The sequence below is a fragment of the Corynebacterium pollutisoli genome, from assembly GCF_900177745.1.
GTDB lineage: Bacteria > Actinomycetota > Actinomycetes > Mycobacteriales > Mycobacteriaceae > Corynebacterium > Corynebacterium pollutisoli.
On the sequence record NZ_FXAR01000001.1, the window covers coordinates 351,581 to 363,098 of the forward strand.

Annotated in this window: 14 protein-coding genes; 6 read left to right on the top strand and 8 right to left on the bottom strand. The window is 67.6% G+C overall.

What is annotated here, in order from left to right:
- Positions 1 to 5: 5 nt before the first annotated feature.
- Both B9Y70_RS01720 and B9Y70_RS01725 read left to right on the top strand, forming a co-directional pair.
- Entirely contained in the window at positions 6 to 845 is an 840-nt protein-coding gene (locus tag B9Y70_RS01720) for a metal ABC transporter permease (RefSeq protein WP_085548507.1), read from the top strand.
- The gene (locus tag B9Y70_RS01725; RefSeq protein ID WP_085548508.1) at positions 842 to 1,588 is read left to right on the top strand and encodes a metal ABC transporter ATP-binding protein; all 747 of its coding nucleotides are present in this window, start codon (positions 842 to 844) and stop codon (positions 1,586 to 1,588) included. Before B9Y70_RS01720 ends, B9Y70_RS01725 begins: the two co-directional genes overlap by 4 nt.
- Here the strand turns inward: B9Y70_RS01725 and B9Y70_RS01730 are convergent, their stop codons facing one another.
- A complete protein-coding gene (locus B9Y70_RS01730; RefSeq protein ID WP_085548509.1) occupies positions 1,589 to 2,419 on the bottom strand; it encodes a DUF1206 domain-containing protein in 831 nt (276 codons plus the stop codon).
- Positions 2,420 to 2,548: 129 nt separating this feature from the next.
- Between B9Y70_RS01730 and B9Y70_RS01735 the strand changes: the two genes are divergently transcribed.
- A complete protein-coding gene (locus tag B9Y70_RS01735) occupies positions 2,549 to 3,145 on the top strand; it encodes an NADPH-dependent FMN reductase (RefSeq protein WP_159449768.1) in 597 nt (198 codons plus the stop codon).
- 88 nt (positions 3,146 to 3,233) lie between these two features.
- A complete protein-coding gene (locus tag B9Y70_RS01740) occupies positions 3,234 to 3,797 on the top strand; it encodes an NADPH-dependent FMN reductase (protein WP_085548511.1) in 564 nt (187 codons plus the stop codon).
- An 89-nt stretch (positions 3,798 to 3,886) separates the two neighbouring features.
- On the opposite strand, the gene B9Y70_RS01745 is transcribed toward B9Y70_RS01740, so the two are convergent.
- Positions 3,887 to 4,282: a TetR-like C-terminal domain-containing protein gene (locus B9Y70_RS01745; RefSeq protein WP_159449769.1), complete on the bottom strand. Its 396-nt coding sequence runs from the start codon at positions 4,280 to 4,282 to the stop codon at positions 3,887 to 3,889.
- 71 nt (positions 4,283 to 4,353) lie between these two features.
- Here B9Y70_RS01745 and B9Y70_RS01750 point away from each other — a divergent pair, with 71 nt between their 5' ends.
- The gene (locus B9Y70_RS01750) at positions 4,354 to 4,566 is read left to right on the top strand and encodes a transcriptional regulator (RefSeq protein WP_240309087.1); all 213 of its coding nucleotides are present in this window, start codon (positions 4,354 to 4,356) and stop codon (positions 4,564 to 4,566) included.
- A gap of 48 nt (positions 4,567 to 4,614) precedes the next feature.
- Here the strand turns inward: B9Y70_RS01750 and glnA are convergent, their stop codons facing one another.
- Positions 4,615 to 6,051 (bottom strand): type I glutamate--ammonia ligase, encoded by a 1,437-nt coding sequence (gene glnA / locus B9Y70_RS01755; protein WP_085548514.1) that lies wholly within the window; start codon positions 6,049 to 6,051, stop codon positions 4,615 to 4,617.
- Between the two features lie 177 nt (positions 6,052 to 6,228).
- Between glnA and B9Y70_RS01760 the strand changes: the two genes are divergently transcribed.
- Complete coding sequence (locus B9Y70_RS01760; RefSeq protein ID WP_085548515.1) at positions 6,229 to 6,705, top strand: RDD family protein; 477 nt, start codon at positions 6,229 to 6,231, stop codon at positions 6,703 to 6,705.
- Positions 6,706 to 6,736: 31 nt separating this feature from the next.
- Here the strand turns inward: B9Y70_RS01760 and B9Y70_RS01765 are convergent, their stop codons facing one another.
- The 5 genes from B9Y70_RS01765 to gcvH all read right to left on the bottom strand — a co-directional run bounded on the left by B9Y70_RS01765 (position 6,737) and on the right by gcvH (position 11,505).
- A complete protein-coding gene (locus B9Y70_RS01765; RefSeq protein WP_085548814.1) occupies positions 6,737 to 8,356 on the bottom strand; it encodes an aspartate:alanine exchanger family transporter in 1,620 nt (539 codons plus the stop codon).
- Between the two features lie 92 nt (positions 8,357 to 8,448).
- Positions 8,449 to 9,237: a DUF4191 domain-containing protein gene (locus tag B9Y70_RS01770; RefSeq protein WP_085548516.1), complete on the bottom strand. Its 789-nt coding sequence runs from the start codon at positions 9,235 to 9,237 to the stop codon at positions 8,449 to 8,451.
- A 33-nt stretch (positions 9,238 to 9,270) separates the two neighbouring features.
- Entirely contained in the window at positions 9,271 to 10,314 is a 1,044-nt protein-coding gene (gene lipA, locus B9Y70_RS01775; protein ID WP_143337467.1) for a lipoyl synthase, read from the bottom strand.
- Between the two features lie 43 nt (positions 10,315 to 10,357).
- A complete protein-coding gene (gene lipB / locus B9Y70_RS01780; protein WP_085548518.1) occupies positions 10,358 to 11,113 on the bottom strand; it encodes a lipoyl(octanoyl) transferase LipB in 756 nt (251 codons plus the stop codon).
- Entirely contained in the window at positions 11,113 to 11,505 is a 393-nt protein-coding gene (gene gcvH / locus B9Y70_RS01785) for a glycine cleavage system protein GcvH (RefSeq protein WP_085548519.1), read from the bottom strand. The genes lipB and gcvH overlap by 1 nt, the downstream gene beginning before the upstream one ends.
- Positions 11,506 to 11,518: the final 13 nt, after the last annotated feature.

Sequence of the window (11,518 nt, forward strand, 5' to 3'; positions counted from 1 at the left end):
GTTTCGTGACTGATTGGCTTCTCGACCCCTTCCTGCTGGGCTTCCAGCAGCGGGCCCTCATCGGTGGGCTCATCGCCGCGGTGATGAGCGCCACCGTCGGCGTCTGGCTCGTGCTCCGTGGCATGAGCTTCTTCGGTGACGCCTTCGTCCACGGGGTGCTGCCGGGTATCGCGGCCGCCGTGGTCTTCGACTTCAACCCGATCCTCGGCGCCGCGGTGGCGGCCGCGGTGATGGTGGGTGCGGTGGAGGTGATCCACCGGCACACGCACCTCAAGGAGGACACCGCCATCGGCCTGCTGTTCGTCGGCATGATGGCGCTGGGTGTGGTCATCATCTCCCGCTCGGACTCGTACTCCGGTTCGCTGACCAGCATCCTCTTCGGTGACGCGCTCGGCGTGTCCTGGGAGGCCATCCGGCAGCAGGCGGTGCTGGCGGCCATCGTCATCGCCGGGTCGCTGCTGCTCTACCGTCCCCTCATGGCGTTGTCGTTCTCGCCGGTGAAGGCGGAGAGCCTCGGCATGCGCCCGAAGCTGACGCACGCGCTGCTGCTCGTGCTCATCGCGACGAGCGTCATCGGCAGTTTCCAGGCGGTGGGCACGATGCTGGTGTTCAGCCTGCTCGTCGCCCCGCCGGCGACGGCCGCGCTGCTCTCGCGGTCGATCCCCACGATGATCGCGGTGTCCGCCCTCATCGGCGCGGCGTCGGTGTTCATCGGCCTCATCCTCTCCTTCCACCTGGGCACCGCCGCCGCGGCGACGATGGCCCTCGTCCCGATCGCCGCGTTCCTGGTCATCATGGAGTACCAGTACCTGCGTCGCCGCCTGGCCGGAAGGGGGCGGGCATGAGCACCGATCTCGCAGTGGGCCGGCAGGTCCAGCTGGGGTACGAGCGCATCGTCGCCGTCACCCCCTCCGACGTGAGCATCCCGCTGGGCAAGCTCACCGCCATCATCGGCCCCAACGGTTCCGGCAAGTCGACGTTGCTGCACGCCATCGGCGGGCTCATCACGCCCCAGGCCGGGCAGCTCGACGTCGCGTACCCGCGTCACCGCATCTCATACGTCATGCAGTCGGTGGCGTTCCCCGAGGGGGTGCCGCTGTCGGTGCGGGAGGTGGTCCGGATGGGCCGGTACCCGTCGGCGGGCTGGTTCGGGCGTTTCCGGGGCGTCGATAAGCAGCGTGTCGACGAGGTGATGGCCCGCCTCAACGTGACCGACCTGGGCAAACGACACCTCGAGGAGCTGTCCGGAGGACAGCGGCAGCGGGTGTACGTGGCGCAGGGCATGGCGCAGGACCACGACGTGCTGCTTCTCGACGAACCGCTCACCGGCCTCGACATCGTCTCCGCGCGCATCATCGACGACATCATCCACGACGAGACCGACCGCGGGCGCACCGTCGTGCTCACGACGCACGACCTCGCCGAGGCGCGGGCGGCCGACCATGTGGTGCTCATGTCGGGGCGCGTCGTCGCCTCCGGCCCGCCGGAGCAGGTCCTCACCGAGGAGAACCTGCGGGAGGCCTACAACCTCGGCGAACTGCACGAGAACGGCGGGCTGTTCATCGACAGCCCGCACGAGGAGTGCTAGCTACATCTCGATGTAGCGGGCGCGGGCGATGGAGTACAGGCCGTAGAGCGCCAGGCCGATGCCGGTGAAGATGAGCAGCACCGAGCCGAAGGGCTGCTCGCCGAGGGTGCGCAGGGCGGCGTCGAGGCCCGCGGCCTGCTCGGGGTCGGACTTCCAGCCCGCGACGACGATGAGGATGCCCAGGATCGCGAACGCGATGCCGCGGGCGATGTACCCGGCCATGCCCGCGCCGACGATCGCGGTGCCGACGTTGCCGGATCCCGTGCCGGCCTCGAGGTCCTCCTTGAAGCGCTTCGTGGCGCCGTTGTAGATGCTGTACAGGCCGACGCCCAGGACGACGAGCCCGGCGATGATGACCAGCGCCGCGCCCCACGGCTGCTCGAGGACTGTGGCGGTGACGTCGGTGGCGGTGTCGCCGTCGGAGGTGGAGCCGCCGCGGGCGAAGGTGGCGGTGGTGAACGCCAGCGAGGAGAAGACGACGAAGAGGACGCCGCCCTTGGCCTTGTCCTTGAGTTCCTCGCCGAGGAACAGCTGGGTGAGGCGCCACAGGGCCAGGGCCGCCAGCGCGGCGACCGCCACCCACAGGAGGATCTGCCCGCCGGGGGCGTCGGCGATGGTGCCCAGCGCGCCGGAGTTGGACGCCTCCTCGCCGCCGGACCCGGTGGCGATGCGGAAGGCGATCCATCCGATGAGGATGTGGAGCACGCCCATGACGATGAAGCCGCCGCGGGCCATCATCTTCACGGCCGGGTGCTCGTTGGCCTTGCCTGCGTGCCGCTGGGCCTTGTCCTTCGCCTTGTTGCCGACGTTGCCGACGCTGCTTGTATCCATAAGCCCATTCAACCGTGTCAGGGGGTGTCGGGCCACCGTAGTGACCGAATCGTGCCCATGATGTTGACACGTCTACAATGTCGCGTTAGTGTAGGCACGTCAACAACTTCACTGAGGAGCCTGAAACACATGAAGATCGCCATTTTCGTCGGATCCGTCCGCAACGGCCGCTACGCCCGTATCGTCGGCGAGTGGGCCCTGCAGCAGCTCGAGTCCCGTAACGACGGCAACACCTATGAGATCGTTGACCTCATGGAGCAGGACATCGATCCGCTCACCGCCGAGGTGCTCCCGGGCATGGCCAAGGGTGTCTACGAGGACCCCAAGACCACCGCCTGGTCCGAGCTCATCGCCGGATTTGACGGCTACTTCTTCGTCACCGGCGAGCACAACGCCTCCGTCCCGGCCATGATGAAGAACGCCTACGACCAGCTGCACATCGAGTGGCAGAACAAGCCGGTGGGATACATTGCCTACGGCGGTGGCGGCGGCATCGGTGCCGTCAAGCACTGGCGCGACATCACCGAGCGCGTCGGCATGATCAACCTGGCTACCGACGCCATGTTCCCCTTCGGCGAGTACTTCCCGGACTACGTCTTCACCCCGGGTGAGCGCGGTGCTGCCATGCTCCACGCCGTCGCCGACGAGCTTGTCGACGCCTCCGAGCGCGCCGCTGTCTCCGTCGAGGCGCAAGTTCCCTGGCAATCGCCCGCACATCCGCTGTGATGTGCGGGTTTTTCCGTTAGCGGAGTTGGTGCGGGCAGGGTCGGTGAGCTAATGTTGACGGGTCATCAACACGATTTCAGGGAGACACATGAAGATCGCAGTGTTCGTCGGCTCCATCCGCGAGGGCCGCACCGGCATCACCATCGGCCAGTGGGCCATCGAGCAGCTGGAGGCCCGTAACGACGGCCACACCTACCAGCTCGTCGACATCCTCGAGCAGAACCTCCGCCCCAACACCGCCCTGCCGCCGCGCATGGTCGAGAACGGCAACTACGCCGAGCCGACCACCCGCGCCTGGGCCGAGCTCATCGACGGTTTCGACGCCTACATCTTCGTCACCCCGGAGTACAACGCCTCCATGCCGGGCCCGATGAAGGACGCCTACGACCTCCTCTACGCCGAGTGGACCGGCAAGCCCGTCGGCTTCATCGGCTACGGTTCCGACGCCGCCCGCACCGCCATCTCCCACTGGAACGACGTGGTCACCCGCGTCGGCATGACCCTCATCCCGGCCCAGGCCGAGTTCACCTTCCAGGACCACTTCCCGGACTTCGTGTTCACCCCGGGCGAGCAGGGCGCCACCTGGATCAACGCCATCGCCGACGAGCTCATCGACGCCGCCGACCGCGCCGCCGTCGAGGTAGAGGCCTAAGCCTGGTCCTAGTGCTAGTCCTCACCGCGGTTTGGCCACTTCTGGGGTGTTCAAACATCCCAGAAGTGGCCAAACCGCGGGCGGGCGGGTCAGTACAGCTCCGCCGTCCGCGCCCACAGATCGTCGATCGGGGTGCCGGGCGGGAAGCGGCCGTCGATCTCCAGGATCGCCAGGCCGTGGAGGGCGGCGAAGAAGGCCTGCGCATCGACGGGGGAATCGGTGACCAGGCCGAAGGGGGCGCCGGACCATTCCTCGAGGCCTGCCGGCAGGGCCGCGCGGTCGAGGGGGCCGGTGGTGCCGAGTCGGTAATGGTGGGGGAGGGAGGTGGAGTGGCGTCGATAAGCGGCGGCCAGGCTGGCCGGCGACTTGTCGACGGCCACTGCCTCCCACAACGCATCCCCCATCTCGAAGAAACCCTGCGTGAGGATGAGCGTGCGCAGCTCCTCCCTGTTCGCGGCATGGTTGTACGGCGAGGGGGCGCGCATGCCGACCTTCTCCGCGAGCACGCGCAATGCACAACGCCGGGGCGGTGTCACGGGGAAGGGCTGGCCGGGAGATGCGCTTCGCGGAGCTGCGCGACCAACTGGAGCTCACCAACGCCACGCTCTCCAAGCAAATCTCCGCCCTGGAGTCCCACGGCTACGTCACCCGCTCCCGCGACTACGGATCCACCCGCGCGCAGGACGTTGTCTGGGTCGCACTGACGGAGGCGGGGGAGCGGGCGCTGGACGCCCACCTGGCGGCGCTGTGGGAGATCGCGGGGATGTAGAGACGACGACGCCCCCGCGGGGGAGCGGGGGCGTCGATGAGCGGGCGACTAGCAGTCGTAGTACATCTCGAACTCGAGCGGAGTCGGGCGCAGGCGGGCCGGCGCGATCTCGTTGTCGTACTTGAGCTTGATGTAGGTGTCGATGAGGTCCTCGGTGAACACGTCACCCTCGGTGAGGAAGTCCATGTCCTCCTGCAGGGCCTCCAGGGACGCCTCGAGGGAGGTCGGGGCCTGCGGGATGGAGGCGGCCTCCTCCGGCGGGAGCTCGTAGAGGTCCTTGTCGACCGGGGCGTGCGGCTCGATGCGGTTCTTCACGCCGTCGAGGCCGGCGAGCATCATCGCGGCGAAACCGAGGTACGGGTTGCCGGACGGGTCCGGGGCGCGGAACTCGATGCGCTTCGCCTTCGGGTTGGAGCCCGTGATCGGGATACGCACGGCGGCGGAACGGTTGCGCTGCGAGTACACGAGGTTGATCGGGGCCTCGAAGCCCGGGACAAGGCGGTGGTAGGAGTTGAGCGTCGGGTTGGTGAACGCCAGGACCGCACCGGCGTGGTGCAGGATGCCGCCGATGTAGTAGCGGGCGATGTCGGACAGGCCTGCGTAACCGGACTCGTCGTGGAACAGCGGCTCGCCGTCCTTCCACAGCGACTGGTGGGCGTGCATGCCCGAACCGTTGTCGCCGGCCAGCGGCTTCGGCATGAAGGTTGCGGTCTTGCCGTTCTGGAACGCCGTGTTCTTCACGATGTACTTGAAGGACTGCAGGTCATCAGCCGCGTGGAGCAGGGTGTTGAAGCGGTAGTTGATCTCCTGCTGGCCGCCGGTGCCCACCTCGTGGTGGAAACGCTCGATGTCGTAGCCGGCGTTGGCCAGGTGGCGGACCATCTCGTCGCGGATGCCCACGGACTGGTCGTACGGCGGGACCGGGAAGTAGCCGCCCTTGAGGCGGGTCTTGTAGCCGAGGTTGTACTGGCCGTCGAGGCGCTGCTCGGAACCGCGGTTCCACCAGCCCTCGTCGGAGTCGACCTCGTAGAAGCCCAGGTTGGTGCCGGTCTCGAAACGGACGGAGTCGAAGAGGTAGAACTCGGCCTCCGCGCCGAAGAAGCAGGTGTCGGCGATGCCGGTGGAGGCCAGGTACTCCTCCGCCTTGCGGGCGACGTTGCGGGGGTCGCGGGAGAACGGCTCGCGGGTGAAGGGGTCGTGGACGAAGAACTTGATGTTCAGGGTCTTGGCCTCACGGAAGGGGTCGATCTTCGCGGTGGCCGGGTCCGGCAGGAGGTTCATGTCGGACTCGTCGATGGTGGTGAAGCCGCGGACGGAGGAGCCGTCGAAGGCGAGGCCTTCCTCCGCTGCCTCCTCGTCGAACATGGAGGCCGGGATGGTGAAGTGCTGCTCAATTCCCGGGACGTCCGTGAAACGGACATCGACGAACTCGACGTTTTCATCCTTGATGTACTTGACGACATCTTCGATCGTGTTGAAGGCCACGATGACTCCTTGATTGTTGACGCTCTCGGTCCTTGGTATCTCAGCCAGTCTACAGGTGCAGGACCTGCCCTCGATTACCTGTCGACCATTCTAAACTATTTTCTGTCGAGCTATCAATAGTTGAACGGGAGGAATCACATTTCCGCTGCCCGCACGCCCCCGGCTAATGTCTAGTGTATGGCGAACCCCAAGCGCAGCTGGCTCGACGGCCCCCAGATCCCCGGCGAACACGACGACCCCTTCGCACCCGGACGGTACCCCGGCGAGAAACTGGGTCTCCCGGAGAAGGGCCCGGGCTCGCTGGCCTCCGTGGCCCGCCGCGCCGGCGGTGTCCTCATCGACTGGTTCATCTGCCTCGGCCTGGCCATCGCCTTCACCAACTACTCCGACGCGCTGGGCTCCACCGGCACCGTTGTCTACATCTTCTGGGTCATCCTCGGCATCGTCTTCGGCTGGCTCTTCGCCCGCACCCCGGGCCACATGCTGCTCGGCATGGGCGTCGCGCGTGTCGACGTCGGCGGCGCCAAGGTCGGCCTCTGGCGCGCGGTCGTCCGCACGCTGCTCACCGGCCTCATCCTCCCAGCCGCCATGGTCGATTCCGACGGCCGCGGCCTCCACGACCGCGCGACCGGCACCTCCGTCATCCGCGGGTAGCTGACAGAGGTAGCGCTCAGATCGAGCGACGTCACAGCAGTATGAACAGCAGGATCTGCGCGGCGAGGATCTTCGCCACCATCGACACCGGGTACACCGACGTGTAGCCCATCGCCGGCAGGTCGTTCTTGGTGACATCGGAGACGTATGACAGCACCGCGGGGTGGGTCTGCATGCCGGCGAGGATGCCGGCGGTCTCGCCGAAGGACAGCTTCATCACCTTGTAGCCGATGACGAGCACGAGCACGGAGATGAGCAGCGTGATGAGCGCACCGACGCCGATGATGGTCAGCGAGGTCGGGTCCGACAGGGCGGCCCGGAAGCCGGCACCGGCGGTGGTGCCGATCGCCGCGAGGAACAGGGTGATACCCAGCTGGCGCAGCGCCAGGTTGGCACCGTAGGGGATCTGCCACACGACGCGGCCGGAACGCCCCAGCGCACCGAGGATGAGGGCCACGACGAGCGGGCCACCGGCGGTACCCAGCTTGAGGGAGGCGCCACCCGGCAGGGGGATGGCGATCATGCCGACGGCCACGCCGATGACGAGACCGACGACGAGGGGGAGCAGGTTCACGTCGGAGAGGCGGCGGTAGGAGTCACCGAACAGGCGGGTCACCTTGCCCATGCGGTCATGCGCGGCGACGACGCGCACCCGGTCGCCCAGCTGCAGGATCGTCTCCGGGGTGGCCACCATGTCGTGGTCACCGCGGCGCACACGGGTGATGAGCATGCCCGACAGCTGCGGGCGCAGCTTCGCCAGGGGGATGCCCACGAGGTCGTTGTTCGAAACGAAGATGCGGCGGTAGTCGAGGTCGTGGCCGTGGAAGGGGTCACCCGGCAGGGCCTCACCGATGAGGACGGCGGCCCGGTCGAGCTCCTCGGCGGTGCCGACGACGGAGAGGACGTCACCCGGCTTCGCCCACGCTCCGTTACCCGGGAGGCGCTGCTCGCCCTCGCGCTCGAGGCGGGAGACGATGACCTCCAGGCCGAGGTCCTCCGGCAGGTCGGCGATGGCGTGGAGATCATCGCGCTGGACGAGGATGCGGCGGGTGTAGAGCTCGTGGACGGCGACGCCGTGGTCGATGGCCTCCTGCTGGTGGTCGACGCGGAAGATCTTGCCCAGCACGGCGATGGCGATGATGACCACGATGACGCCCAGCGGGTAGGCCAGGGAGTAGGCCACCAGTGGCAGGGCCTCGACGGTGCGCAGCTCCTCGGCGTCGGTGATGAGCGAGGGCAGTGCGTCGACGACGGCGGCCATGGCCGGGGTGTTCGTCAGCGCACCGGTGAACATGCCGGCGCCGGTGACGGCGTTGATGTCCAGCAGCTTCACCAGGCCGTAGGAGGCCGCGGTGATGACCACGAAGATGCCGATGGCCAGTGAGTTGTTGCGCAGACCCTTCGACCGGAACGTCGCGAAGAAGTCGTGGCCGGACTCCAGTCCGATCGTGTAGACGAACAGCGCCAGGCCGACGATGTAAATGAGCGGGGGAATCTGGATGGCCGGCTCGATGGCGGCCATGACCAGGCCGACGAAGAGGACGGCAGCGACGCCGAGGCGGAACCCGAAGATCTCCAGACGGCCGAGGAACAGGCCGACCGCCATGATCACAAGAAGGGCGAGAAGGGGATTCTCCACGAAGATGTTCACGTTCACATCGTGCCAGACAACCCCTGGAAAGGCAGAACGTCCCGGGCTCCCTGCGAGAGGGATCACGGGACGTGGAGGATGTGGCGGAGACGCTACTTGCCGCGGCGCTCGTTCGCGCGTCGCATACGGCGGTTCATGCCGGAGAGGTTGCCACCCTTGGGCAGCGGACCCTTGGGCAGACCGGCACCCGGCTGGGAGGAACCGATGGTGTCCATGGCCTCGATCTTGGCGTTGACCGAGTAGACCTCGTTCTTGCGGTAGTTGCGCGGCAGCTTGAGCAGTTCGCGCTGGAGGTTCTTCAGCGGGACCTGGCCCTCGCCGTCGCCGACGTACATCTCGTAGACGGGGACGTCACCGGCGAGGCGGTCGAGGCGGCGCTTCTGCTCGTTGACCAGGGTCTTCGCGGCGGACTGGCTGCCCTCGGCGACGAGGACGACACCCGGGTTGCCCACGACGCGGTGGACGATGGCGGACAGGGAGCGGTTCATGGCCACGCCCTGCTTGGTGTGCCACACGATGCCGACGGTGTTGCGCAGGTTGTCCAGCGCCCAGCCGGCCGCACCCGGCTGATCGCCGATGCGGTCGTACATGGACGTCTGCAGACGACGGGAGAAGATGTACATCGCCAGGACGGCACCGAGGCCGATACCCAGGATGAGCATGAACCACTGGCCGCCCCAGGCGAGACCGATGAGGAAGAACAGCGCCGCGACACCCACGAGGGACAGGACCATCAGCGGGATGAGCTTCTTGTCCTGCTTGCGCTGGATGTTGAAGGCCTGCCACAGCTGGCCGCGGGTCTCCTTGCTCTTCGCGCGCTTGGCGGCGCGAGCCTCTGCCTTCGCGGCCTTCGCGGCCGCCTTCTGCTTGTCGTCTGCCATGGCCTCTACTTTAGGTCAGGGGTCGGCGGGCACCTAACGGGAGGTGACCGGTGTGTCCTGGGAGGGGCCGTACTTGGCCAGCAGTGTGGTGGCCTCCTGATCGGTGGACCCCTGGGAGGTCTCCGCCAGGTGCTTGAGGTGGTCCGGGATCTCCCGGCCGCGGGCGGCCATCGCCTGCGAGTAGAGACGGCCGGCACGGTAGGAGGAGCGGACCAGCGGGCCGGACATGACGGCGCCGAAACCGAGCTCCTCGGCGAAGTCCTTGTGCTCGACGAACTCCTCCGGCTTCACCCAGCGGTCGATGGGGTGGTACATCGGGCCGGGGCGCAGGTACTGGGTGATGGTGATGATGTCGCAGCCGGCGCTGTGCAGGTCGGTGAGGGCCTCGCGGATCTCCTCGACGGTCTCGCCCATGCCGAGGATGAGGTTCGACTTGGTGATGAGCCCGTAGTCACGCGCCTGGCGGATCACGTCGAGGGAGCGCTCGTAGCGGAAGGCGGGGCGGATGCGCTTGAAGATGCGCGGCACCGTCTCCACGTTGTGGGCGAAGACCTCGGGGCGGGACTCGAAGACCTGCTCCAGCAACTCGGGGCGGCCGGAGAAGTCGGGCACGAGGTTCTCGACGCCGGTGTTCGGGTTGAGCTCGTGGATCTGGCGGACCACCTCGGCGTAGAGCCACGCGCCCTCGTCGTCGAGGTCGTCACGGGTGACGCCGGTGATGGTGGAGTAGTTCAGACCCATCTCGCGGACGGACTCGGCCACGCGGCGCGGCTCGTCGCGGTCCAGCGGCTCCGGCTTCGCCGAGTTGATCTGGCAGAAGTCACAGCGGCGGGAGCAGTTGGCACCACCGATGAGGAAGGTGGCCTCCCGGGACTCCCAGCACTCGTGGATGTTCGGGCAGCCAGCCTCCTGGCACACGGTGTGCAGGGAGGCCCCGGCGACCTTCTTCTTCATGTCCTCGTACTCGGGGCCGGTCTTCACCGCGTTGCGGATCCAGCGGGGCTTGCTCTCGATGGGGGTCTGCGCGTTGCGCGCCTCCACGCGGAGCATCTTGCGTCCTTCAGGTGCGATAGTCACACCGCCACCATACTCTTTCTATTGATAGGTGCTAAAAGCCAGGTCAGCGGGGCCGCGCGACGATCTTCGTCGGATCCGGGGCCGACGCGAAGGTGTGGTCGGAGACGACGAGGTCGCCGGCCAGGGCCGCCGTGAGGGCGTCGACAAGCGGGTCGGTGACCTCATCGAGGGTGACCTCGCGGCCCAGCTCGAGGCTGAGGGTGGTCACGTCGGCGTCGTCGATGCCGCACGCCACGATGTGGTCGTAGTGTTCGAGGGAGTTGGAGCAGTTGAGGCTCAGACCGTGCATGGTCACGCCGCGGGTGACGCGGATGCCCAGCGCGGCGACCTTCCGATCGCGCCGGTGGTCGTCGGCGGGGACCCAGACGCCGGACCGGCCGTCGATACGACCGGCATCCTCGACGCCCGCCTCCCGCACCGTCGCAATGACCGCCTCCTCCAGGCGGCGGACATAGTCGACAACGTCGACGGGATCCGCCAGCCGGATGATCGGGTAGGCCACGAGCTGCCCCTCACCGTGCCACGTGATGCGGCCGCCGCGGTCGACGTCGACAACGGGCAGACCGTTGGTGGGGCGGTCCTCCGGCTGCGTGCGCTTACCGGCGGTGTAGACGCTCGGGTGCTCGAGCAGGAGGATCTGGTCGCCGATCTCGTCGGCGGCGCGCTGCTGCGCGAGCGCGGCCTGCAGATCCCACGCCTCCCGGTAGTCCACCACCCCGAGGTGGCGGATCTCCAGGGGCGCGTCGGAGGCGCGGATGGAGCGGTCGGCGGGGAAGAAGGGTTTACGCGGTGCCGTCATTAAACGCCGGTGGCCTCTGCGTACTCGGCGGCGGTCATGAGCGGGCCGACCTCGGAGACCTCGACCTCGAAGAGCCAGCCGGCGCCGAAGGGGTCGGAGTTGATGATCGAGTAGTCGTCGTGGACGGAGTCGTTGACGGCGGTGACGGTGCCGGTGACCGGGGCGAAGAGGTCGGAGACGGACTTGGTGGACTCGACCTCACCGCAGGGCTCACCGGCGGTGACGGTGTCGCCGACCGCGGGCAGCTCGGCGTAGACGACCTCGCCGAGGCGCTCGGTGGCGACGGAGGTGATGCCGACCTTGACGGTGGCGCCGGCGGCGGCGTCAGCGGTGGCGTCGATCCACTCGTGGTCCTCGGAGTAGGAGAAGTTCTCGGGCAGGGAGTTGCTCATGGGGGTGCCTTCC

What these genes read in the sequence shown, in the direction of transcription:
- B9Y70_RS01725 (WP_085548508.1), top strand. Translation starts at nt 842, where the DNA reads ATGAGCACCGATCTCGCAGTGGGCCGGCAGGTCCAGCTGGGGTACGAG.
- B9Y70_RS01730 (WP_085548509.1), bottom strand. Translation starts at nt 2,419, where the DNA reads ATGGATACAAGCAGCGTCGGCAACGTCGGCAACAAGGCGAAGGACAAG.
- B9Y70_RS01735 (WP_159449768.1), top strand. Translation starts at nt 2,549, where the DNA reads ATGAAGATCGCCATTTTCGTCGGATCCGTCCGCAACGGCCGCTACGCC.
- B9Y70_RS01740 (WP_085548511.1), top strand. Translation starts at nt 3,234, where the DNA reads ATGAAGATCGCAGTGTTCGTCGGCTCCATCCGCGAGGGCCGCACCGGC.
- B9Y70_RS01745 (WP_159449769.1), bottom strand. Translation starts at nt 4,282, where the DNA reads ATGCGCGCCCCCTCGCCGTACAACCATGCCGCGAACAGGGAGGAGCTG.
- B9Y70_RS01750 (WP_240309087.1), top strand. Translation starts at nt 4,354, where the DNA reads ATGCGCTTCGCGGAGCTGCGCGACCAACTGGAGCTCACCAACGCCACG.
- B9Y70_RS01760 (WP_085548515.1), top strand. Translation starts at nt 6,229, where the DNA reads ATGGCGAACCCCAAGCGCAGCTGGCTCGACGGCCCCCAGATCCCCGGC.
- B9Y70_RS01770 (WP_085548516.1), bottom strand. Translation starts at nt 9,237, where the DNA reads ATGGCAGACGACAAGCAGAAGGCGGCCGCGAAGGCCGCGAAGGCAGAG.
- lipB (WP_085548518.1), bottom strand. Translation starts at nt 11,113, where the DNA reads ATGACGGCACCGCGTAAACCCTTCTTCCCCGCCGACCGCTCCATCCGC.
- gcvH (WP_085548519.1), bottom strand. Translation starts at nt 11,505, where the DNA reads ATGAGCAACTCCCTGCCCGAGAACTTCTCCTACTCCGAGGACCACGAG.